24 protein-coding genes are annotated in these 22,464 nt (G+C 61.9%); 7 read left to right on the forward strand and 17 right to left on the reverse strand.

Annotated elements, in window-relative coordinates; translation table 11 throughout:
- Positions 1-32: 32 nt before the first annotated feature.
- From NKH91_RS10825 to NKH91_RS10835, 3 genes are all read right to left on the reverse strand, one after another.
- Positions 33-971 (reverse strand): GlxA family transcriptional regulator, encoded by a 939-nt coding sequence (locus NKH91_RS10825; protein ID WP_302895626.1) that lies wholly within the window; start codon positions 969-971, stop codon positions 33-35.
- A gap of 348 nt (positions 972-1,319) precedes the next feature.
- On the reverse strand, positions 1,320-1,466 hold the full coding sequence (locus NKH91_RS10830; protein ID WP_198030510.1) for a hypothetical protein: 147 nt from the start codon (positions 1,464-1,466) through the stop codon (positions 1,320-1,322).
- A gap of 322 nt (positions 1,467-1,788) precedes the next feature.
- Positions 1,789-1,974, reverse strand: a complete 186-nt coding sequence (locus tag NKH91_RS10835) for a hypothetical protein (protein ID WP_023719925.1) — start codon at positions 1,972-1,974, stop codon at positions 1,789-1,791.
- A gap of 230 nt (positions 1,975-2,204) precedes the next feature.
- On the opposite strand from NKH91_RS10835, the gene NKH91_RS10840 reads away from it, so the two are divergent.
- On the forward strand, positions 2,205-3,104 hold the full coding sequence (locus NKH91_RS10840; protein ID WP_023676521.1) for a LysR substrate-binding domain-containing protein: 900 nt from the start codon (positions 2,205-2,207) through the stop codon (positions 3,102-3,104).
- 6 nt (positions 3,105-3,110) lie between these two features.
- Here the strand turns inward: NKH91_RS10840 and NKH91_RS10845 are convergent, their stop codons facing one another.
- The 10 genes from NKH91_RS10845 to NKH91_RS10890 all read right to left on the reverse strand — a co-directional run bounded on the left by NKH91_RS10845 (position 3,111) and on the right by NKH91_RS10890 (position 12,615).
- On the reverse strand, positions 3,111-4,094 hold the full coding sequence (locus NKH91_RS10845; RefSeq protein ID WP_023719926.1) for an alpha/beta hydrolase: 984 nt from the start codon (positions 4,092-4,094) through the stop codon (positions 3,111-3,113).
- A gap of 269 nt (positions 4,095-4,363) precedes the next feature.
- On the reverse strand, positions 4,364-4,546 hold the full coding sequence (locus NKH91_RS10850) for a hypothetical protein (protein ID WP_352844376.1): 183 nt from the start codon (positions 4,544-4,546) through the stop codon (positions 4,364-4,366).
- Positions 4,547-4,734: 188 nt separating this feature from the next.
- Positions 4,735-6,804, reverse strand: a complete 2,070-nt coding sequence (locus tag NKH91_RS10855; protein WP_023719928.1) for an ASKHA domain-containing protein — start codon at positions 6,802-6,804, stop codon at positions 4,735-4,737.
- A 113-nt stretch (positions 6,805-6,917) separates the two neighbouring features.
- Positions 6,918-7,892 (reverse strand): methyltetrahydrofolate cobalamin methyltransferase, encoded by a 975-nt coding sequence (locus NKH91_RS10860; RefSeq protein WP_023719929.1) that lies wholly within the window; start codon positions 7,890-7,892, stop codon positions 6,918-6,920.
- 80 nt (positions 7,893-7,972) lie between these two features.
- Positions 7,973-9,064, reverse strand: coding sequence for a methylenetetrahydrofolate reductase (locus tag NKH91_RS10865; protein ID WP_352844374.1), 1,092 nt, complete (start codon positions 9,062-9,064; stop codon positions 7,973-7,975).
- The gene (locus NKH91_RS10870; protein WP_023719931.1) at positions 9,061-9,684 is read right to left on the reverse strand and encodes a methylenetetrahydrofolate reductase C-terminal domain-containing protein; all 624 of its coding nucleotides are present in this window, start codon (positions 9,682-9,684) and stop codon (positions 9,061-9,063) included. The genes NKH91_RS10865 and NKH91_RS10870 overlap by 4 nt, the downstream gene beginning before the upstream one ends.
- The gene (locus tag NKH91_RS10875) at positions 9,677-9,979 is read right to left on the reverse strand and encodes a virulence factor (protein ID WP_023719932.1); all 303 of its coding nucleotides are present in this window, start codon (positions 9,977-9,979) and stop codon (positions 9,677-9,679) included. The genes NKH91_RS10870 and NKH91_RS10875 overlap by 8 nt, the downstream gene beginning before the upstream one ends.
- Before the next feature lie 236 nt (positions 9,980-10,215).
- Entirely contained in the window at positions 10,216-11,127 is a 912-nt protein-coding gene (locus NKH91_RS10880; protein ID WP_245278621.1) for a fatty acid desaturase, read from the reverse strand.
- A 47-nt stretch (positions 11,128-11,174) separates the two neighbouring features.
- Positions 11,175-11,957: a formyl transferase gene (locus NKH91_RS10885; RefSeq protein ID WP_023719934.1), complete on the reverse strand. Its 783-nt coding sequence runs from the start codon at positions 11,955-11,957 to the stop codon at positions 11,175-11,177.
- A gap of 82 nt (positions 11,958-12,039) precedes the next feature.
- Positions 12,040-12,615 (reverse strand): DUF4893 domain-containing protein, encoded by a 576-nt coding sequence (locus NKH91_RS10890; RefSeq protein WP_023719935.1) that lies wholly within the window; start codon positions 12,613-12,615, stop codon positions 12,040-12,042.
- Between the two features lie 121 nt (positions 12,616-12,736).
- On the opposite strand from NKH91_RS10890, the gene NKH91_RS10895 reads away from it, so the two are divergent.
- Positions 12,737-13,651 (forward strand): NAD-dependent epimerase/dehydratase family protein, encoded by a 915-nt coding sequence (locus NKH91_RS10895; RefSeq protein WP_023719936.1) that lies wholly within the window; start codon positions 12,737-12,739, stop codon positions 13,649-13,651.
- 4 nt (positions 13,652-13,655) lie between these two features.
- On the opposite strand, the gene NKH91_RS10900 is transcribed toward NKH91_RS10895, so the two are convergent.
- Complete coding sequence (locus tag NKH91_RS10900; RefSeq protein ID WP_023719937.1) at positions 13,656-14,285, reverse strand: DUF1638 domain-containing protein; 630 nt, start codon at positions 14,283-14,285, stop codon at positions 13,656-13,658.
- 64 nt (positions 14,286-14,349) lie between these two features.
- On the opposite strand from NKH91_RS10900, the gene NKH91_RS10905 reads away from it, so the two are divergent.
- Complete coding sequence (locus NKH91_RS10905) at positions 14,350-14,490, forward strand: entericidin A/B family lipoprotein (RefSeq protein ID WP_023676507.1); 141 nt, start codon at positions 14,350-14,352, stop codon at positions 14,488-14,490.
- Positions 14,491-14,571: 81 nt separating this feature from the next.
- Here the strand turns inward: NKH91_RS10905 and NKH91_RS10910 are convergent, their stop codons facing one another.
- Positions 14,572-15,270 (reverse strand): cobalamin B12-binding domain-containing protein, encoded by a 699-nt coding sequence (locus NKH91_RS10910; protein ID WP_023676506.1) that lies wholly within the window; start codon positions 15,268-15,270, stop codon positions 14,572-14,574.
- A gap of 308 nt (positions 15,271-15,578) precedes the next feature.
- Between NKH91_RS10910 and NKH91_RS10915 the strand changes: the two genes are divergently transcribed.
- Together NKH91_RS10915 and NKH91_RS10920 are read left to right on the forward strand one after the other, a co-directional pair.
- The gene (locus tag NKH91_RS10915) at positions 15,579-17,153 is read left to right on the forward strand and encodes a trimethylamine methyltransferase family protein (protein ID WP_023719938.1); all 1,575 of its coding nucleotides are present in this window, start codon (positions 15,579-15,581) and stop codon (positions 17,151-17,153) included.
- An 89-nt stretch (positions 17,154-17,242) separates the two neighbouring features.
- Positions 17,243-17,929, forward strand: coding sequence for a hypothetical protein (locus NKH91_RS10920; RefSeq protein ID WP_031194270.1), 687 nt, complete (start codon positions 17,243-17,245; stop codon positions 17,927-17,929).
- Positions 17,930-17,974: 45 nt separating this feature from the next.
- Here NKH91_RS10920 and NKH91_RS10925 read toward each other — a convergent pair whose 3' ends face one another.
- A complete protein-coding gene (locus NKH91_RS10925) occupies positions 17,975-18,259 on the reverse strand; it encodes a hypothetical protein (RefSeq protein WP_352844371.1) in 285 nt (94 codons plus the stop codon).
- A gap of 305 nt (positions 18,260-18,564) precedes the next feature.
- Between NKH91_RS10925 and NKH91_RS10930 the strand changes: the two genes are divergently transcribed.
- Positions 18,565-19,125, forward strand: coding sequence for an RNA polymerase sigma factor (locus NKH91_RS10930; RefSeq protein WP_023719942.1), 561 nt, complete (start codon positions 18,565-18,567; stop codon positions 19,123-19,125).
- A 2-nt stretch (positions 19,126-19,127) separates the two neighbouring features.
- Positions 19,128-21,248, forward strand: coding sequence for a vWA domain-containing protein (locus tag NKH91_RS10935; RefSeq protein ID WP_352844369.1), 2,121 nt, complete (start codon positions 19,128-19,130; stop codon positions 21,246-21,248).
- 147 nt (positions 21,249-21,395) lie between these two features.
- Here NKH91_RS10935 and bmt read toward each other — a convergent pair whose 3' ends face one another.
- The gene (gene bmt / locus NKH91_RS10940; RefSeq protein WP_023719944.1) at positions 21,396-22,412 is read right to left on the reverse strand and encodes a betaine--homocysteine S-methyltransferase; all 1,017 of its coding nucleotides are present in this window, start codon (positions 22,410-22,412) and stop codon (positions 21,396-21,398) included.
- Between the last annotated feature and the right edge of the window lie 52 nt (positions 22,413-22,464).

The raw sequence follows: 22,464 nt of genomic DNA on the forward strand, positions 1-22,464 counted from the left end.
CTCTGTGGACTTTCTTCAGCTGATGGCTCGGATCAAGCCGCCAGAAGCTGCTTGCGGTCGACGCGTTCTTGTTGCGGCGAGCGGGCATAGAGTTCGCGATAGCATTTGGAGAAATGCGAGGCGGAAACAAAGCCGCAGGCGACTGCCACTTCGACCACCGGCAACGACGACTGGATCAGCAGGTGCCGGGCGCGGTCGAGGCGGATTTCCAGATAGTAACGGGCAGGGGAGCGCCCCATCTCGGTGCGGAACAGGCGCTCGATCTGCCGGCGCGACAGGTCGACATGGTCAGCGATCTCGATCAGCGAGAGCGGCTCGGAGAGATTGGCCTCCATCAGCTCGATAATGGTCAGAACCTTGGAATTCTGCACGCCGAGACGGGCGCGTAGCGGCAGGCGCTGGCGGTCGGTCGGGCTGCGCACGCGATCGGTCAGCACCTGCTCGCAGACGCGGTTGACGAGGCTCTCGTCGAAATCGTCGCCGATCAGCTTCAGCATCATGTCGAGCGCGGCGGTGCCGCCGGCGCAGGTGTAGATGTTCTGGTCGATCTCGAAGAGGTCGGCGAAGACATTGGCCTTGGGGAACGCCTCGGAAAAGCCCGGCAGGTTCTCCCAATGGATGGCGCAGCGCTTGTTGGACAGCAGGCCGGCGGCGGCCAGGATATGCGCGCCGGTGCACAGGCCACCGACGGCAACGCCGCGATTGTACTCCTCGCGCAGCCAGGCAAAGGCCGATTTGTTCTGGTAGCGCTCGACATTGATGCCGCTGCAGACGATGGCCATGTTCGGCCGGTCCGGTCCGGACATTTTCTTGCGCTCTTCCTCCAGCGAGGTGTTGACGGCGCATTCGACGCCATTCGAGGCGCGCACCGGCTTGCCGTCGATGCTGGCGAGCCGCCAGCGATAGGCTTCATAGCCGAGCATGCGGTTGGCCGAACGCAACGGATCAAGCGCCGTCGCGAAGGCGATCATGGTGAAATCGGGGATCAGGAAGAATACAAACGATCGCCGGATCGGGTGCTTTACGACGTTCACGGGTAGATCCTCACGCTGCAATGGCGCGAACAGGATGTCGCGATCAGCATAGCGACATCAGGAAAAACGTTTCCTGTCAATTGGCTAGATGGCAACGGAAAGACTTTATTTGCGACATGGGTCGCAAATGGGCAATCGCTATGCGGCGAAGGGCACAACGTGCCGCCGGATTGTCCAAACGAGCCGAACAGTCTGCGCACACGAAAACGCCGCCTCGGCAAAGCCGAAGCGGCGCTGGATCGACTTCGAAGCAGCGCTAGGCTGCTTCTGCCAAGATTTGCTGTTTCAGGCGACAAAGCCGAGGCGCGCGGCGGCCATGGCACCGGTCTGGCCAGGCATGGTGTTAGCCAGGCGCTGGCGCTCGAGCGCGGTCGTCAGGTTCATTTCGCGGCGGGCAAAGAGGCGGGCAAAAAGCTTCATGATCATCTCCATTCGGTTGCTCAGACGGGTCGCCTTCGCTTGATGGAGTGGGGCAGCTCGTTTGTTGATGATGATATAGGCTTAGGTGAGGGGAAACTAAATCGCAAAAGCGAAGCACTTGATATGAAAAGCGACACGGAATGCGACAAATTTGGGCATTCTGCCCAGGATTTACGATTATTTACAACGTGTTGATTGCCGGCGCGGGCTGCTATGCGACTTGCTCATATGCGTCATGCGGCGGCGACATGGCTCGGGGAAATCATTTGAATACAAACAAAAAGGCCTGCCGGGCTGATCTGCGCGGCAGGCCTTCAGCTGTTGATACACACGGTTACTTTGCTCCGGCCCAAGATCCCACACCATGGCGAGTGCCAGTCTTGGCATCGGCAGCTTCGGGCCAGCCGATATCCTTCTGCAGTTCAATCGGCAGCGCGCGGATGGCGCGTTCCGTCTGGTAGCGGGCACGGGCCTCGCTGAACTCGGTCGCGATCCGACCGATGGATGACAGGATAGACATCTCATTCTCCTTCGCGTTGGGCCGGGATTGTCCCGGCGCTTGCAGCGTCAGGCGGTACACCGGGCTTGTTTCAGCTTCATTTCGTGTCGATTGCAGGTCCGTGTCATGGTTGTTTCGGGACCACTTCTACGTGTCTTGCCTTCGATGGAGTTGACTATCCTCCCAAACTGATGTTCAATCAAACGAAATGGAATGATGGTTTGCATCAGAAAAATTGAAGGTCGCTCCCCATGAACGCCCCACTCAATCATCCACTGCCGCTGCTCGATCTCGATGTTCTGCGCACTTTCGTCGCAATCGCCGAGACCGGCAGTTTCACCACTGCGGCCAATGCGGTCTTCCGCACGCCGTCGGCCGTCTCCATGCAGATCAAGAAGCTGGAGGACATTCTCGGCCGCTCGGTGTTCGCGCGCGACGCCCGTTCGGTGACGCTGACCACCGATGGCGAGATGCTGCTCGGCTATGCGCGCCGGCTGCTGTCGATCAATCGCGAGGTGGTGTCGAAGTTCATCATTCCAGACATTGTCGGGGTGGTGCGGCTCGGCTCGCCGGACGATTACGGCGAACGTGTGCTGCCGCATGTGCTGAAGCGGTTCGCACAATCGCATCCATCGATCGCAGTCGACGTCACCATCGACCAGAGCGTCAATTTGCGCCGGCGCATGGACGACCGGGCGCTCGACATCACGCTGCTCACCAACTCCTACAAGACCAGCGCGATCGGCGCCGAAGTGCTGCTCACAGAGCCGATCGTCTGGGCCGGTGCCAAGGGCGGTTGCGCGCATCTGCGCGAGCCGCTGCCGGTCTCATTGTGGGAAGAGGGCTGTGCCTGGCGGGCAGGGGCATTGGAGGCGCTTGGCCGCGAGGGCCGCAACTACCGCATCGCCTATATGAGCGCACACACGGCCGGCCAGCGCGCCGCGATCATGGCGGATCTTGCAGTCGCGCCGCTGCCGAAATCGTTCCTCGGCAGTGACATGGTCGAGCTGTGCCCGAAGGACGGTATGCCTGACATCGGCACCTACAATCTCGCCATGGTGGTGACGCCAGACGCCAGCGCGCCGGTGAAGGCAGTCGCCGACCATATCCGCGCGACGTTTGAGATGTTCAGGGAAACTGGGAAGTTCTGACCCAAACTACGACCTGAGCGGCGCAACCAGATCGCGAGGGGTTCCGTCGCGGTCTGTCCTCTGCAGCGACAACACGCCTGCCGTGGCATGATAACTGTCAGTTTCGTTGGTCAAGAAGGCCACTATACTGTCCCGCGCGCGTCGCGCCTCCGGCATGTCGATCAACGGCCAGACATGGAACATGCCTTGCTCGTGGACGACCTCAATTTCGACGCCGGCCGCGCGTGCCTTTTCAGCGAAGATCAGATTGTCGGGGGTGAGCAGATCGCGTGAACCGGTCAGCAGCAACGTTTTGGGCAGCACCGACAGGTCGCCGTAAACCGGGCTGATGCGCCAGTCGGTGGGATCTATACCGGCGCTGTAAAGCCGGATCGCCTCGCGGCCGCCAGCAATGCCCAGCCACGGATCGTTGCGTTCAGCCTCATACATTTCTGGGTTGGCGAGCGACACGTCGAGGCCGGGCGAAATCAGCACGTGGCGTGATGGCAAGGGCAGGCCGTCTTGCGCAGCCATCATGGTCAGCACGACGGCCATGTTTCCGCCGGCGGAATCGCCCATGAAGATGATGTCATTCGCCCCGGTTTCGCCGAACATCTGGCGGTAGACGGCGCCGACCATGCCGAACATGGCGTGGAAATCGTGTTCGGGAGCAATGGGATAGATCGGCACAGTGATGCCGAACCCGAGACGGTCGGCCATGTCCGCGATCAGCCGCCAATGATAGGGTGTGATTTCAAAGACGTAAGCGCCGCCGTGCAGGTAGAGAATCCGCCTCCGCTCGCCAGCCTTGGGCGCGATCTCGTAGACGGGGAAGCCGCTGATCGTGCGGGTTGTGATCTCCAGGCGCGACTGCAGCGACGCAGGCGGCTGATGGTTTTCAGTCTTGCGCGCATAGGCGATCCAGCGCTGCAGGTTCTCCGGGCTGGAAAACGCCTTCTTGCGGCTGTACCTGAGGACGAACGACACGACGTGGCTTTTGAGGCTGGGCATACAGATACACGGACTTCGGCTGAGCCGACTAAGAGAACCCCCGACTATTTCGAAGATTGTGTCGCCACCAAAAAAGTCAAGATTTATGCGATCTCAACACGGTGGTTTGATCCCGGCCGGCGACAAAGTGTCCGGCCTATGGAGTCCCTGGCCCAGCGGCGCAGCTCAACGCCGGGGCAGTAATGCGCCGCGCAGCCAATTGCTGGGTGCAGCCGGAGCCGCATTGCGGCCCCGGCGAATACCGAGCAGCTTGCATTTGTCGGTGAATTTCATCCGCGCTGCATGCCCCAGCCGACCGAAAGCTGCTTTTTGCTCGATCGCGGCGACACCGGCCAGCCAATGTCCTTCTGGATCTCAGGCGGCAGGTTGTTCAGGATGCGCAGTGACTTGCGCGCTTCGCGTGCTTTCTTGAAGGCCGCACCATAGCGGCCGAGGCTTTCGAACATCGACATCTTGATCTCCTTTGGAGCGTTGCGGTGGCCGGAAACTGGTTCTGCCTGCCGTTCGATGCCGGTTAAATGCACCGCCTATGTATCTGGCGGATTTCACGAAAACGCGATTTCGTTTCCAGATCGGCGCGATCTGGAAACATTTGCATACAAATGAAAATGGAAGGTATGACAGGCCTAGCGGGGGCGAGTCATCCCCGCCCGCGCCGCGCGGCGTGGCCTTCGCGCGAACGCCGCCGCGGGGCGGCGTCGCCGGCAATGCCGTCTTCGCTCACCGTCTTGCGCGGCGGCAGTTTGACCGCCGCCGAAAGCTTGGGGAACGGGTCGATCTTGTTCGGCAGCGCCATGGCGTAGACGAAATGCTCCTGGAATTTCGGCTCCAGGGCCGTCTCAATCTTCTCGATCCTGCTGACGGTTTCCTCGATCTCGCGGCGATAGCCGCGGTTCAACAGCGCCATGCGGGCACCGGCGCCGGCCGCATTGCCAACGGCCGAGACCTTGTCGAGGTCGCAATCCGGGATCAGGCCCAGCACCATTGCGTATTTCGGGTCGATGAACGAGCCGAATGCACCGGCGAAGTGGATGCGGTCGACATGATCAGTGTGCTGCTTTTCCATCAAAAGCTTGGTGCCGGCATAAAGGGCGGCCTTGGCAAGCTGGATAGCGCGCACGTCGGTCTGGGTGATGGTGATCTTGGGCCCGCCTTCCTTCAGCACATAGGAGAAGGTGCGGCCGTTGGCGACGACGCGCGGCGAGCGGGCGCTCAGCGATCCGTCGACGACACCGTCCTCGGAGATGACGCCGGCGAGATACATCTCGGCGACTACCTCGATGATGCCGGAGCCGCAGATGCCGGTGACGCCGGTCGCCTGCACGCTGTCGAGGAAGCCCGGCTCGTCGGACCAGAGTTCCGAGCCGATGACGCGATATTTGGGCTCCAGCGTTTCGGGATCGATACGGACGCGCTCGATGGCACCCGGTGCGGCGCGCTGGCCGCCGGAGATTTCCGCGCCCTCAAAGGCCGGGCCGGTCGGCGAGGATGCCGCCACGACCCGCTGGCGATTGCCGAGCACGATCTCGGCATTAGTGCCGACATCGACGATCAGCATCATTTCGTCCTGGCGGTGCGGCCCCTCCGACAGCGTCACCGCCGCCGCATCGGCGCCGACATGGCCGGCAATGCAAGGCAGCATATAAAGCCGGGCGCCCTGGTTGAGCTTCAGGCCGATATCCGATGCCTTGATGTGGACGGCGCCGGAGATCGCTAGCGCGAAGGGAGCGCCGCCGAGCTCGGTCGGATCGATGCCGAGGAACAGATGGTGCATGATCGGATTACCGACGAAAATGGAATCCAGTATGTCGTTGCGCTGGACGCTGCCTTCGGCGCAGACCTTGTCGACGAGGCCCGAAATGGCCTCGCGCACGGCGACTGTCATGCCTTCGCGGCCGTCCGGGTTCATCATCACGTAAGAGACGCGGCTCATCAGATCCTCGCCGAAGCGGATCTGCGGATTGGATGTACCCGACGAGGCGGCGACGCGGCCCGATAGCAACGACACCAGATGCATGGCGATCGTGGTCGAGCCGATATCGCAGGCAAGCCCGTACGCCTCGTTCTTGAGGCCTGGCCACAAGGCGATGACCCGTGCGGTCTCGCTGTCGGTGTCCTTGTGGATGGCGGCGGTCGCTGCCCAGTTGCCTTTGCGCAAAATGCCTTGCACCTGCGGCAACAGATGGAAATCGAAATCGAGGCTCTTGAGGCCCCAGTCCTTCATCAGCGCGATTTTCAGGCGGTCGAGGTCGCCGAGCGGCTTGTGCATGTCGGGTTCTTCGATCTCGACATAGCACATGCGGATTGCCGCATCGCGGGCGATGACCCTGGTGTCGGCGTCTTTGCGGATGGTTTGCGCGTTGATGACGGTGTCCTGCGGCACGTCGACGACGAGATCGCCGAGAATCTGCGCCGAGCAGGACAGGCGGCGGCGTTCGGGCAGCCCACGAACGCGCTCGTAGCGCTCTTCCTTTGCGCCCTTGGGCGAGATGTGGTCGTTGGAGGAAACGATCTTGTGCTTGGCGAAATTGCCTTCCTGCACCTCAATCTGGCAACGCCCACAAGTGGCACGCCCGCCGCACACGCTCTCGACATAGACACCGAGCTGGCGCGCGGCATCCAGCACCGGCGTGCCGACCGGAAACCGCCCCCGCTTGCCAGACGGCATGAACAGCACGAGCGGATCGGTGATGTTGACGGGAGAGTTCATACGTTCCAGACTTTACTTTCTACGCTGCTCAGGTCTTGGCCGCGGCAGCGATGCCGCAGTGTTTCGGTTCCTCCCCAGTCCTAAGCCCCATATCGTGTCGGCCAAGCCATGGCTCAACCCCGGGCCATCCGCGCTTCGCGGCCGCCGCGCCTGCGTCCGCCATTGCCATTGCCATCGCCCGGCGCGTTGACCTGCGTCCGGGCGGCAACGGCCTGGCCGCCTTCGGCAGGCTTGTAATCCTTGTAGGTCCTGATCCAGTTGGTGCAGTTCTCATCGGTGCCGTTCAGCACATTGGCGCCACGCACCGCTTCCATTTCCTGCGGCCGCACCGGGTTCATGATCGCCGAGGTCATGCCGGCGCCGATCACCATCGGAATGAAGGCGGCGTTGATGCCATGACGGTGCGGCAGGCCGAACGAGATGTTAGAGAGGCCGCAGGTGGTGTTGACCTTGAGCTCCTCGCGCAGGCGGCGTAGCAGTGCAAACACCTGGCGGCCGGCATCGCCCAACGCGCCGATCGGCATGACCAGCGGGTCGACGACCACGTCATGCGCCGGAATACCGAAGTCTGCGCAGCGCTGAACGATCTTCTTGGCGACGGCAAAGCGCACGTCGGGGTCCATCGAAATACCGGTCTCGTCGTTGGAAATGGCGACGACCGGAACGTTGTATTTCTTGACCAGAGGCAGGATGGCCTCGAGCTTTTCCTCCTCGCCAGTGACGGAGTTGACCAGCGGTCGGCCCTTGGCGACTTTCAGCGCCGCTTCGATCGCCGCGGTCACCGAGGAGTCGATCGACAGCGGCAGGTCGACCAGGCCCTGCACGATCTCCAGGGTCTGCACCAGCAGGCCGGGTTCGGTCTCGTTCGGGTTGACCGAGGTGACGCCGGCATTGACGTCGAGCATGGTTGCGCCGCAGGCGGCCTGTTCCAGCGCATCCCTGATGACGGTCTCAAAATTGCCCGCGATCATTTCGGCGGCCAGCTTTTTGCGGCCGGTCGGGTTGATGCGCTCGCCGATCACGCAGAAGGGCTGATCGAAGCCGATGATGATTTCTCGTGTCGCCGAGGCGACGATGGTCCGGGTCATGAAATCTCTCCATCGTGATATAAAGAGTTCTTTATATCGTTATCTGTTTCTGATCAAGCGAATGCTGACGATTCGCGCTGTCAATGCGCGGTCTTGACCATGTCGACCTGGGTTTCGGTGAGGTCGTCATGCAGTATGTGGTCGAGCCGGTCGGCAACGAGCTGGTCGTCGCGGCGGATTTCGCGCTTCCACGGCCGGCGGCCCTTCAGCACGCCGGACTCGTCGACGATCTCGGCGACATACTCTTCCTGGCGATAGGCCATCACATGGACGCCGGACACACCTGGAATTTCCTTCACCTCATTGATGATGTCGATGCAGAGCTGCTTGCCTTCCTTCTTCTGATCCTGAGCGCCTTCCAGGCGCTTGACGATCTGATCGGGAATGTGAATGCCCGGCACGTTGGAGCGGACCCATCTGGCCGTCTTGGCCGAGGCCAGCGGCCCGACTCCGCACAGGATGAAGCATTTCTCGGTATAGCCGAGGTCGCGGACCTTCTGTATGTAGGTGCGGAACATCGGTACGTCGAAGCAGTACTGGCTCTGCACGAACTGCGCGCCGGCGGCGATCTTCTTGCCCAGCCGATACGGCCGGAAATCGATCGGCGGCGCGAACGGGTTGATGGCCGCGCCAAGGAAAAGCTGCGGCGGCGTGGTGAGTTTGCGGCCGGACAGGAATTTGCCGTTATCGCGCATGATGCGGCAGGTTTCGAGCAGCGACATGCAGTCGAGATCGAACACCGGCTTGGCGCCGGGCTGGTCGCCGGCCTGCACGCCGTCGCCAGTCAGGCACAGCATGTTGGCAACACCCATCGCGGCACCCCCCAGCACGTCGCCCTGGATGGCGATGCGGTTCCGGTCGCGGCAGGCGATTTGCATGATCGGGGCATAACCCATGCGGGTCAGCAGCGCGCAAATACCGACCGACGACATGTGGCAGTTGGCCCCGGAAGCGTCGACGGCATTGATCGCGTCGACCCAGCCGTCGAAAATCCTGGCGCGGTTGTAGACGTCTTCCGGATCGGCGCTGTCGGGCGGATTGAGCTCGGTCGTCACTGCGAACTCGCCGCGCCGCAGGACCCGCTCAAGCCGGCCGCGCGAGGTGTGACCGGGCAGGGGATCGAGCGGCAAATGGATGCCGGCCGGATTCTCGTCTGGCTGACGGCCGATCATGCCGACGCTCCGGTGTTCGTAGTATTCTGGGCCGCATTGCGGGCGGCCGCGGCCTGCGCGGTCACCCGCAGCCAGGCGGAGGTTTCGCGCAAGGACTGATCCACCGGCTTCTGCACGTCCAAAATCTTGTCGCCATGCACCATGTTCTGCGAGCCTTCCCAGGCCTTGACCCAGACGCAAGGCATATCAGGCTCGACCTCGCAATTGCCGTTGGCGCGCACACCGCCGCAAGGGCCGTTGCGCAATTGCTTAGGGCAGTTCATCGGGCACGACATGCCGGTCGAGGAAAGAATGCACTGACCGCACATGCGGCAGTCGAACATGAAGCCCTTGACGCGCTTCTCGACGAATTTCACCGGCCCTTCGACACGGCTGTAGCCGATGCCTTTCCATAGCGGGTGGAGAGTCAGGAACATGTCGGCGAATTTGGCGTAGAACCACTCGAGCAGCCGCGAATGCCGCACCGACCAAAGCCGCACCGCAAACGAGCGCTGCACGCGCCGCTGCGGCGACACGTCAGCCGGCTTGTAGTCGGATTTCGGCGCCGCCTTCTTGACGATTGTCGCCTGGGTCACGCCGCCTTGAGCCGTCGTCGCCGGCATTGATTGGGGATCAGACATTTTCTTTGCCGCCCGCCTTGACCAGAGCGACCAGCCGCTCACGGTCGTATTTCGCATCGAGCTCCTGAAGAGCCTTCTCGGCCTCGACTTCAAGATCGTCACTGACTGGGACGGGCTCTGCCTTGCGCCATTCGGCAAGATAGTCGTCGGTGCCGCCGGCGCCGGTGCGCATGGCGCACATGTCGATCGCCTCGGTGAAGCGCAGCGGCAGTTCGCGCTTGGCGTTCTGCCGGCCCTTCTTGATGATGACCTGGGCGGGGATGTCGCGCCAGTAGACGACGATCAGATCGGCCATGAATTCCTGCTCCTGGAGAGCGCCGCGCGTCCAATCGAACGCACAAACGATGCTCTACCACCTAACTCCGCTGCATCGTGCCCTCCGAAGATCGATTCCGATCCTTTGGGCCGATGCAGTGGTTTCGAGCATTGCCGGAAGCGCTGTTGGGCTGCTTGTTATGGGACGACGCGGGGGCCTTCAAAAGCGACGCAATCGACGGCTGCGGCTGAAAGCGGAGTCTCTTCCAGCACTGGTCAGCCGGCGCGGCCATCGAAGCTGCCGACCAGTTTCCTGTGGAAGCGCACGTAACCTCGTTCGGTCGTGCGTAAATGCTCCGCGATGATCTCATGGAAGCGCGGCAGGCGATGGAAGGGAACGGCCGGATAGGAATGGTGCTCGGAATGGTACGGCATGTTCCAAGCCACGAAGCGCACCAGCCTTGTGGTGAAGGTGGTGCGGGTGTTCTCGAGCATGTTGGCGACATGCGGGCACAATGCGTGCTCGGCCAGCAGGTAGGCCCGCAAAAACGGCTGTGCGACCAGCACCGGCACGATCCAGACCCACAACAGCAGCGCCGACTGTGCGGCGAGCGATGCGGCCAGCAACACCGCATAGCCGATCAGGAACAGCCGCGCTTCAATAACCACCTTGCCGCGGCCCTTTTCCGGCACAAAGCCGTCGCGGTTGCGGCCCGCCGCATTGGTTGCGATCACACGAGCCATGCCTATCCAATAGGGGCCGCCGGACAGATAGCGCAGATATTGGCTGATGGTCTCCGGCTTCGGCGCCATCAGTTCGGGGTCGTTGTCCGGGTCGTGGGTGTGGCGGTGATGGGCGAAATGGAAATAGCGGAACCATGCGGGCGGCAGCAGGATCAAGAAGCCGGCCACGGCGGCAACAGCGCGATTGAGCCACGCCGTTCTGAACGCCGTTTCATGGATGGTCTCGTGCAACAGCGTGAAGAAGAAGACGATCAGGATCCCCTGCGGCAAGACGAGAAGCGGCCAGAACGGGATGCGGGCGGCGATCAGTGCGCCCAGCACGACAACCAGCCCGCCATGGACGGCCAGCCGGACAATGCCTGGCCCGTCGACCCGGGCGGTGAGGTCGCGACGTTCCTCAACCGAAAGACCGGCAATGATGGTGCGGTGGTCGATGTCGCTCATGATGCAATGTTAGCGGCGGGTGGCTGTCGGGTAAATCGGCGCGCGTGTCACCAGACGCCGTTTCTTATCCCGGTCCAGAGATAGAACCAGACCGTCGGATGATACCATTGTCTCGAAGGCAGACCGGGATCGACCGTGCCGAGCTTGCCGGCCAGCGCATCCCTGACCGCCTCGACGCAGATGTCGCGCGAGAATGCCGCCTGCCGCAACGCGTAGCTTGAAATAGTGTCGCTAGGTTGGGGTTTGCCGCGTGCCTGCCGCAACACCCCGCCAGTGTCGACGCCGGCGTCGACCAGATGCACGGTGGTGCCGAAGTTTTCCGCATCGCCTGAAGCCAGCGCCCAATAGCCGCCGTTCATGCCACGATATTTCGGGGCGATGCCGGCATGGTAGTTGAGGACCGGGCAAGGGATTTTCGCCAGCGTCTGCCGCGACAGCAAGCGGCAGCCGGCGAGCAGCACGACACCCGGCTGGATTTTCTCGATCGCCTGCAGGCACTCCGGCGCGTTGGCCGACGAGACCTGGACGATCTTTTGCCCAGGCTTCGGTTCGGTTTGCAGCTTTTGCTCGGCGGCGAGCCGTGCTGCGTGGCCGGCGAAGAAGCGCTTGCCGAGCCGGGTCAGCATCATCGTGCCGAGTTGACCGATGGCCGAGGTCCAGCCTTGCCGCCGCGCCCGCCCGAGAAGCAATTGCCTTTTGGATTCAGGGGTTTCGAGGATGACGCTGACAGGCGCGAGGTGGTCGGCGATGGCGTTGACGATCGCCCAGATATGCGGGCCGCCTTCGGTGACGACGACGATCGGCCGTTGGTTTGTTTTCGACCGTGCCATGCTTCGCGACCCCCGCAAAGAGCTGTTCTTTGTGCGCGAATGCTAGGTTGACCGGGTTAACCCTTGGTGATCGGGGGCGGGCTCAGCGCTTGAATTCGAGGATGTCGAGCTTCGATTCGTAGTGGGGCGCCGGGAACTCGATGCGCCATTCGCTGGCGCTGTGGCGGAAGGCATAGCCGACCTGATCGCTTTCCGGGCCGCTGCCGTAGGGCTTTGCCGGATCGTCGTTGACGTAGAAGGAACCTAGATAGATCGCGCGTTTCTCGCCATCGTCGAAGAAGCGGCCCTTGGTGCGCTGCGAACCGGTGATCTTTTCCAGTCTCCAGCCGGAACCGTCGTCGCTCACCTTGCATTTGAACCAGCCATAGATGACGAGCGGGCTCAATCCGCCGGCCTTGATGGTGCGGCATTGCCAATTGCCGGTCAGGTCCTTGTCGGAGAAGGAAACCAGCGGCTTTGCCAGCAAGGCGTCGAGCTGCTTGACCTCGGCGGGATCGCCGGCCTTCGCCTCGTCAAGCGCTGCCTTGCGCGTCTCGCCATATTTGTCGAGGCGCGCCTTGTCGGCAGCGGTGATCAGCTTCTGCACTTCGCCATCGGCGAACGCGGGCAACGTCAAGCAGAGGACAGCTGCTACGGCAAACATAAGGCGAGCGATCATTGGTGGCGTTTCCCTTTTGATGACTGGAGCAGCCTGTTTTCTTGTCTGGCGCATACCTTAATGTTTCGCCGCGCTCTGTCATCCTTGCTTGAGCATCGACAGCAGAAACGAGGTGGAAAGAATGCGGATCTTGCTGACGGGATCGTCGGGTTGGCTGGGCAGGGCCTTGGCGCCACGCCTGCGGACTCTCGGCCATGACGTCACTGGCCTCGATCCCGTCCCATCCTCGGAAACGCGAATCGTCGGCTCAGTCGCCGATCGCGACCTGGTCATGAGGGCGGTCGAGGAGAACCGCATCGAGGCCATCATCCATAGTGGCGCGCTGCACAAGCCTGACATCGAACATCATCGCAACGAGAATTTCGTCGAGACGAATGTGCGCGGCACGCTCAACCTGCTCGATGCGGCGGCAACTTTCGGCGTTCAGCGCTTCATCTTCACGTCGACGACATCGCTGATGATTACCCAGGCCATCCGCGCCGGCTTGCCCGGCAGGGCGGCTTGGCTAACGGAAGACATGTCGCCTGAACCGCGCAACATCTACGGCGTGACAAAGCTTGCGGCGGAACATCTTTGTCGGCTCTACCATATCCAGTTCGGCCTGCCGGTGATCGTACTGCGCACCGCCCGCTTCTTTCCCGAAGCAGACGATATGGCGCATGTGATCGAACAGTCGGACGCCAACACCAAGGCCAATGAGCTGTTGTTTCGCCGGCTGACGGTGGAGGATGCTGCCGACGCCCACATCGCTGCCTTGGAGAAAGCGCCGCAATTGGGCTTCGACACCTTCATCATCTCGGCACCGACACCTTTCCAGCCCGACGATTGCGCGGCATTGATCGCCGACGCACCGTCGATCGTCGCGCGCTATTTTCCGGATTATCCGGCACTCTACTTGAAGAAAGGCTGGACGATGTTTTCGTCGATCAACCGGGTCTACGATGCGTCCCGGGCGAGGGACCGGCTGGATTTCGTCTGCAAGACGAGCTTTGCCGATGTGCTCGCTGGGCTCGAAGCTGAAGAAAACGGTGCCTAAAGTGTCAGGCCAGGGCTGAGGCCCCAGCCAGTTCCTTCGTCAGGTCGCCGTAGCCGGTCGAGCGGCGCTCATAGGCGAGGCCGAGCATTTTCGCCGCCTTTTCGGCGACCTTGTCGAGTTCCGGGTCGTCGGTCTGGGCGATGTAGATCAGCTTCTCGTAATTGCCGAAATAGTCCTTGATCAGCTCCGGGTGCTTGTCGAGGCCGAGCGGCTTCATGAAGAAGGCATCGAATTGCCGGCAGAGGAAATCGGTCATGTAGAACGACATCATGTCGTCATCGGCAACCTTCGCATAGGCATCCATGCCTTGGTAGAAGGCAAAGCAATGCGGCCCGGCCATGCGCTCGACGCCATGCTTCTCGCAGATCCGGTCGAGCAGGCCACCCGTGCCGCAATCGGCATAGCCGACGAAGATGTGTTTGTAGCCGTCAGCCCTGGCCTTGGCGATTGCCTTGTCCATGGCCGGCGCAATGCGGTCCGGATAGAAATGGAACTCCGCCGGGAGGCAGGTCAGGTCGAGATGGTCGAGCCCGAGCTGCTCCTTGACCGCCAGAACTTCGCGCGCAATCATCCCGCAGGCGATGACGAGCAGCCTGTCGCCTTGATCGGATTGTTGTTTTCGCGCGGTAGTCATGGAACCAGTCTAATCCATCTTCGTTGCTGTCCAGCGAATTTATATTCTGAGGGAGACACCAATCATGAAATTGTTCCGCGTTGCGCCAATCGCTATTCTCGCCTGCGCCCTGGCTGTTTCGGCCTGCGCCAACACGGTGCGCGGCGTCGGTAAGGATATCAAATCCACTGCGAAGGCGGTTGACGATACCGTCAAGAAACCCTGATCTGCACGATTTCAAACATTTGGGAATAAAAAAGCCGCACTGCAAGGCGCGGCTTTTCTCGTCGGTGCCGAATTTATTGACTCAGGCCGAAGCGCGGACGTTGTGCTTGCGCTTCATGAAGTCCTTGGCGGTCTCGACCGCCACCGCGGCGTCGCGGCAATAGGCGTCGGCGCCGACGGCTTTGCCGAATTCCTCGTTGAGCGGCGCGCCGCCGACCAGCACGACATAATCATCGCGAATGCCTTTTTCCTTCATCGTATCGATGACGACCTTCATGTAAGGCATGGTCGTCGTCAGCAGGGCCGACATGCCGATGATGTCGGGCTGATGCTTTTCGATGGCATCGAGATATTTTTCGACCGCATTGTTGATGCCGAGGTCGATGACATCGAAGCCGGCGCCTTCCATCATCATGCCGACGAGGTTCTTGCCGATGTCGTGGATGTCGCCCTTAACGGTGCCGATCACCATCTTGCCCTGCTTCGGCGCGCCGGTGGCGACAAGCAACGGACGCAGGATGAACATGCCGGCCTTCATCGCGTTGGCCGACAGCAGCACTTCCGGAACGAACAGAATGCCGTCGCGAAAATCCTCGCCGACGATGCGCATGCCTTCGACCAGAGCCTCGGTCAGCACCTTGTAAGGCGCCCAGCCGCGCTCGAGAAGGATGTTGGTGCCTTCCTCGATTTCTTCCTTCAACCCATCATAAAGGTCGTCGTGCATCTGCTGCACCAACTCGTCGTCGGAGAGTTCCGAAAGGATGATCTCGTCGTCGGCCATTTTTTCTCAGGCTCCTTGCCGGCTACAACTATCGCGGCAGCTTAAAAATATCGCGCCATTACCTAACCCGCGCGGGCCGGTTGTCCATAGCTGATTTGCGACTTCCCGCAAAACGAAAGCGACCGTAAATCTCTTGGAATTCTTGTCGATTTTGCGACAGGCGTTGGCGCTGGCGGGCCGTTTCGAATAAGGTGCATGGCTACGATCCGGCCAGAGACCGCAATATGCGGCTGCAAATGGATTTCAGGCCGGAACAAGAGCCCGGCCAAAGCAAATCAGGCCAGAACGAAAGCCAGGGAAGAACGATTATGAGTGAGAACGCGCCGGTCGATCAGGAAGCGTCAAACGCACGGCGCGGGCGCGCTGCCAGCGGTGGCGCCGCAGCGCGCCGGGCTGCACGTTCGGGCGGCGGCCCCGGTACACAGCTCACCTATATCAAGCGCAAGATCAACGTCTATGAAGTGCTGGACGAGGAAGGCCTGGCGCTGATCGAAAAGAACACCGACACGGTGCTGGAAGAGATCGGCATCATCTTCCGCGACGACGCCGAGGCACTGCAGCTTTGGAAAGAGGCGGGCGCCGACGTCAAGGGCGAGCGGGTGCATTTCCCCAAGGGCCTCTGCCGCTCGCTGTTGAAGACCGCTCCGTCCGTCTATACCCAGCACGCCCGCAACGGCGAGCGCTCGGTGCAGATCGGCGGCAACGCGACCGTGTTCGCGCCGGTCTATGGACCGCCCTTCGTGCGCGATCTCGACGGCGTCAGGCGCTACGCGACGATCGAGGATTTCCGGAATTTCGTAAAACTTGCCTATATGGCGCCATCGATCCACCATTCGGGCGGCACGGTTTGCGAGCCGGTCGACGTGCCGGTCAACAAGCGCCATCTCGACATGGTCTACAGCCATATCAAATATTCGGACAAGCCGTTCATGGGCTCGGTGACCGCGCCCGAGCGCGCCGAAGATACGGTGGCGATGGCCAAGATCGTGTTTGGTGACGATTTCGTCGAGAACAACACGGTGTTGACCAGCCTGATCAACGCCAACTCGCCGATGGTCTTCGACGAGACCATGCTGGGAGCGCTGAAAGTTTACTCGCGCCATAACCAGGCGTGCATCGTCACGCCGTTCATCCTTGCCGGGGCGATGAGCCCGGTGACGGTCGCCGGCACACTGACCCAGGTTTTGGCCGAGGTTCTGGCCGGGGCGTCGTTCACACAGCTGATCCGGCCGGGTGCGCCGGTACTGTTCGGCACCTTCGCCTCGTCGATCTCAATGCAGTCGGGCGCGCCGACCTTCGGCACGCCGGAGCCGTCGCTGGTCTCCTATGGCGCCGCCCAGCTTGCTCGCAGGCTCGGGCTGCCGTTCCGCACCGGCGGCTCGCTTTGTGCTTCGAAAATCCCCGATGCGCAGGCGGCCTATGAGAGCGCCAACACGCTGAATTCGACGATCCTCGCCGGCACCAATTTCGTGCTGCATTCGGCCGGCTGGCTCGAGGGCGGGCTCGCCTCCTGCTACGAAAAGTTCATGATGGATATCGACCAACTCGGCATGACGCAGAAGTTCTCCGAGGGTGTCGACCTGTCGGAAAACGGTCAGGCGATGGATGCCATCCGCCAGGTGGGTCCGGGCAGCCATTACCTCGGCTGCGATCACACCCAGGCCAATTTCCAGACCGCGTTCTACCGCTCCAACATCGCCGATAACAATTCCTACGAGCAGTGGCTGGCCGAAGGCGAAAAAACCGCGCCGCAGCGCGCCAACGAGCTCGCCCGCCGCTGGCTGGAGAGCTACGAGGCGCCTTATCTCGACCAGGGCATCGACGACGGGCTGAAGGACTTCATCGCCAGGAAGAAGGCGTCGATGGCCGACGCCTTCACCTGAAAGGAGCCCGAATCAGGCGGGGCTAAAGTCGCCAACATCATCCACAAGGAAGTCTGGCGGAGCGCCTTCTCCGACCCGGACAAGAAGGGATGATTCTCGAGCGCGGCATGGTCGAAACCATCGCGGCCGCGCTTTCCGCCCACGGCCTCATCCTGCGCGGCGGCTTCAATTTTGCGGGCGGTGAGGGGACACCTTCCGGTCTCTCCGGCGCCGCCGCCAGATCCGTCCTGCTGGTGGGGCAGGCAGGCGCCGCACCTTGGCCGCACTTCCTGCGCTGGTTGGAGAAACAGTCACAGCCGATCGACGATTCGCTCGACAGATGGTCGCGCGGAGTGATCGGCGCTGTGGCCGAAAAATTCGGGGCACGCGCGGTGTCACCGTCCGACAGGCCTTATCTGCCGTTCCAGCAATGGGCGATGCAGGCGGAGGGGCTGAAGCCGTCGCCGCTCGGCATCCTCATGCATCCGCAATACGGGCTCTGGCATGCCTATCGCGGCGCGCTGTTGTTCGAGAACGAGATTGCGCTCCACGAACGTCGCGACGTGATTCACCTTTGCGACACATGTTTGGAAAAACCTTGCCTGAAATCCTGTCCGGTCGCGGCTTATTCTGCGGATGGTTTTGTGCATGAAACCTGTCTGGCGCATGTGCGTGGGCAAAACGGCGGACCTTGCCGGACCGGCGGCTGCCTTGATCGCAACGCCTGTCCTTACGGCATCGATTATCGCTATCCGGCCGAGGTTCAGGCCTTTCACATGGCAGCATTCGCGCGCTAGCCAGACAAGACCCCGCTGCACGCAAAGACGTCGACCGTTCCGATCTCAGGATTTTTGGCCGAAAGCCAGCCCCGCCGCGTGAAAGAGACCCATCAGCAGCACCCCGATGGCACCAGAGACCAACGAGACGATGGGATACTGTGCGAAGTTGGCCCCGTACGCGAAGAGGGTTGCCACCACGAAGCTCGCCCAGCCGGCTATCAGATTGGGCACGGCGGAGTTACCGAAGACGCACGGGTAGGAACCCTTGGTTATCCCACTCACGAAATGTGGGACGCCATTGGCGCCAAAAACACCCGCGAAAAAAACAAGGAATGCCGTCAGCCACATATGAGCTCCGTCCCTTGGCAAATTGAAGCGCGCCGTTCACTTCAGGCCGCCATAGCATGGCAGGCAGTCGGCGAAATTGTGCACAAAGCCAGCGTAAAGCAACCCCGATACGCATTTGTGAACGTGGCGGCTCCACATAGTGCCTTCGATGCAGCCGGCGCCGAACGCCACTGGAAGCGGCTGACGATGCTGTTTGCGGAGACGCTCGGCCAAGGCGCGCCAACCATTACGACGTGACTGCCCGCCAAAAAATTCTTTCCATCGCCCCAAGGAACCGCCATTAGCCTTCGTCCAACAGGCAAATGATGGCGATGATGCTGGACGAAAGCGAAGCCTCCGACGCCGAACTGATCGGACGGGCGAAGGGCGGAGACCGGGGTGCTTTCGGCAAGTTGCTCGAAAGGCACTATGGTTTCGTCTATCGCGCCGCCTATCGGTGGTGTGGAAAAAAGGCCGACGCCGAGGATATCGCCCAGGAAGTGTGCGTCCGGCTCGGCCGCGCGATCCGCGACTATCACGGCAGCGGTGCCTTCACGACGTGGCTCTACACCATGACGCTGAATGCCGCGCGCGACATGATGCGCAAGACCGCCCGCGATACGGCCAAGACCGAGGCCTATGGCGCCTATGCGCTGATTTCGGGGGAAACCTCGTCCGAGGCGGAAGACCCGGTCGAGGCGCTCTGGGCAGCGGTGCGCAAGCTGCCGGACAAGCAGCGCGACGCGGTGCTGCTGGTCTATGGCGAAGGGCTGAGCCACGCAGCCGCCGCCGAGGCGATGGCGATCTCGGAGACGACGGTTTCCTGGCACATCCATGAGGCGAAGAAACGGTTGAAGACGCTGATGCGTTCAGCCGGGGAAGTGTGACCATGGTCGACGACAAGCAACTGAACAGGCTGCGCGATATCGCAGCACCGGCGCCTGACGCGGATGCAAAGGCGCGTGCCCTCCAGGCCGCGCTGCGCGCCTATGACATGGAAGAAAAAACTTTACCGGCCGCCCAAGGATCGGCAGGCGGGCTTCGTCTCACAGAGCGAGCACAAAGGCTCTGGAGCGAAATCATGCAAAAGAAACTCTTCGCCACGCCGGCCATTGCCGGGCTCGTTGCCCTGCCGATCGCCGGATACGCCACCATCTATATGCTTGGGGAATCCAAATTCGGCGGGCCCGAATTCGGCGGCGACGATAAGATCACCGAAACGCTGGCTGACAAGCCGGCGACCGTCAAACCGCCGGTTGTTGCCGAAGCAGATAAGCAGAAGAAGGCGGACGCCGACAGCGAAAGCCGCGACGCCGGCGAGGCGCTTGTGGCGCCGACATCGCCGCCGAAAGCGGAATCGACCGCGGTCGGCGGGTTGACGCAGCAGGATGTGCTCACCCGCAATGCACCCGAACCGGCGCAGAGCGGCGAGTTTGCGCTGGATGGCGGTGCAAACTCCGTGGCTCCGGCAGTCGATGGTGGCGCGCGGGTCGGACGCATGCCTGGCACGGTTGCCGAGTCCAAGCTGATGGCACAGCAGCCTGCCGCTGCGCCGGCCGACCAGATGCTGCCGCGAGAGGAAAACCGTGACCGGGTCGAGGATTTCAAGACCAATCCGGTGCATGCCGCACTCGAAGACCCGGTCTCGACGTTCTCTATCGATGTCGACACCGCTTCCTATTCCTTCGTCCGGCGCTCGCTGAAGGAAGGTTTTATCCCGCAGGCCGATACGGTGCGCGTCGAGGAGATGGTCAACTACTTCCCCTATGACTGGAAAGGCCCGGACTCCGCCTCGACGCCGTTCAACTCGACCGTCAGCGTCATGCCGACTCCGTGGAACGAGCACACCAGGCTGATGCATGTCGCCATCAAGGGTTTCGACGTGAAGCCGGCCGAGCAGCCCAAGGCCAATCTGGTCTTTCTGATCGATGTGTCGGGCTCGATGAACGAGCAGGACAAGCTGCCGCTCCTGCAGTCGGCCTTTCGGCTGCTGGTCAACAAGCTGAGACCCGACGATACCGTCTCGATCGTCACCTATGCGGGCGATGCCGGTACCGTGCTGGAGCCCACCAAGGCTTCGGAAAGGGACAAGATCCTCGCTGCCATCGACAACCTGACATCCGGCGGCTCGACGGCAGGGGAGGCGGGCATCAAGGAAGCCTACAGGCTGGCGCAGAAATCCTTCGTCAAGGACGGCATCAACCGGGTGATGCTCGCCACTGATGGTGATTTCAATGTCGGCCAGACCGACGACGACGATCTGAAGCGGCTGATCGAAAAGGAGCGCAAGACAGGCGTGTTCCTGTCGGTGTTCGGCTTCGGCCGCGGCAATCTGAACGACCAGATGATGCAGACCATCGCCCAGAACGGCAACGGCACCGCCGCCTATATCGACACTTTGGCGGAGGCCGAGAAGGTGCTGGTCGAGGATGCCTCCTCGACACTGTTCACCATCGCCAAGGATGTGAAGATCCAGGTCGAGTTCAACCCGAACAAGGTCTCGGAGTACCGGCTGATCGGCTACGAGACCCGCGCCTTGAACCGCGAGGATTTCAACAATGACCGCGTCGACGCCGGCGAGATCGGCTCAGGCCATTCGGTCACCGCGATCTACGAGATCACGCCTAAGGGCAGCGGCGGCGAACAGATCGATCAGCTGCGCTATGGCCAGGCCTCGGTGAACAATGGCGGTGTCGCCAATGCCGACGAATATGCCTTCGTCAAAATCCGCTACAAGCTGCCGAACGAGGACACTTCGAAGCTGATCACCACGCCGGTGACGTCAGCCAACGAGGTGGCGTCGTTCGACCAGGCCAGCACCGACCAGCGTTTCTCCGTTGCCGTCGCTGCCTTCGGCCAGAAGCTGCGCGACGAGGATGCGACCGCGAAGTTCGGCTACGACAAGATCATGGAGATTGCCACCGCCGCCAGAGGAGCCGACCCGTTTGGGTACCGGTCCGAGTTCCTCTCGCTTGTGCGCCTTGCCTCGGCGCTCGGCGGTAACCGGTAGTGGCAATGATGGCCGGTTTCTTTCAGATGGGATCGTTCTGACAGGGGGAACCGGCCTACGGGCGGGTGAGGCAGGCCGGCGAGGGAAACCTTGCCGGCCTTTTTTCGTGGCTGCACCGCTTCGCGGACCGCGTCGCAGCCGAAAGCGTCAGGCGCGTCCGCGGCGCCGTTCGCGGCGGGCTTCGCTGGTCTCGGCGACGTTGACCGTCGCCTGCTTGTTGCGCATCGGGCCGATGCGTTCGACGATCTGCTCGACGGTCGGGCGATCCGACCTGGTGTGCGCATCGAGCGCCTTGCGCATGGCGGCAAGGTGCTGGAACGAGGTACCGCAGCAGCCGCCGACGATCTTGGCGCCGGCATCGACGGCCAAGCGCACATAATCGGCCATCAGCTCGGGCGTGCCCGAATAGTAGATCTCGGCACCGCGAAATTCGGGGATGCCGCAATTGCCCTTGACGATCACCGTCGCCTCCGGCTTCGCCTCGGTCATGTCGAGCAGCGAAGCGAGAATATCGGAGGCGCCGACACCGCAATTTGCGCCGACACCGAGCGGCGTCTGCGACAGGCCGTCGACGACACCGTGGATGTCCTTCGGCAGCAGCCCCATCATGGTGCGGCCGGCGGTGTCGAAGGAGCCGGTATAGGTATAGGGCAAGCCGACGCGGATGGCGGCTTCGGCGGCGGCACGGATCTCGTCCGGCGCCGACATGGTTTCGATCCAGGCGACTTCGGCGCCGCCGGCCTTCAGGCCCTCGATCTGCTCGGCAAAGGCCTCGACCGCCTCGTCATAGGTCATGGCGCCGAGCGGCACCAGCAATTCGCCGGTCGGGCCGACTGAGCCGGCCACGATCACCTTGCGGCCGGCCTTGCCGGCGACGGCGCTTGCGATCTCGGCGGCGCGCTTGTTCAGTGCGTGGACGCGGTCCTGCGCATGGTGCAGCTTGAGCCGATGGCGGGTCCCGCCAAAAGAGTTGGTCAGAATGATGTCGGCGCCGGCATCGACAAAGTTCTGGTGCAGGCTGGTGATGGTGTCGGGCGCGGTCTCGTTCAAGAGCTCAGGAGCCTCTCCGGCCTCAAGGCCCATCGCGAACAGATTGGTGCCGGTGGCGCCATCGGCGAGCAGGACGCCCTTTTCGGCAAGCAGAGCGTCGATCGGATTGGTCATGTGAAATACGCCTTCCCGGAAGAATAACTGAGATAAGGATATAAAGAATTCT

It is taken from the genome of Mesorhizobium sp. M0894 (assembly GCF_040319725.1).
Lineage (GTDB): Bacteria > Pseudomonadota > Alphaproteobacteria > Rhizobiales > Rhizobiaceae > Mesorhizobium.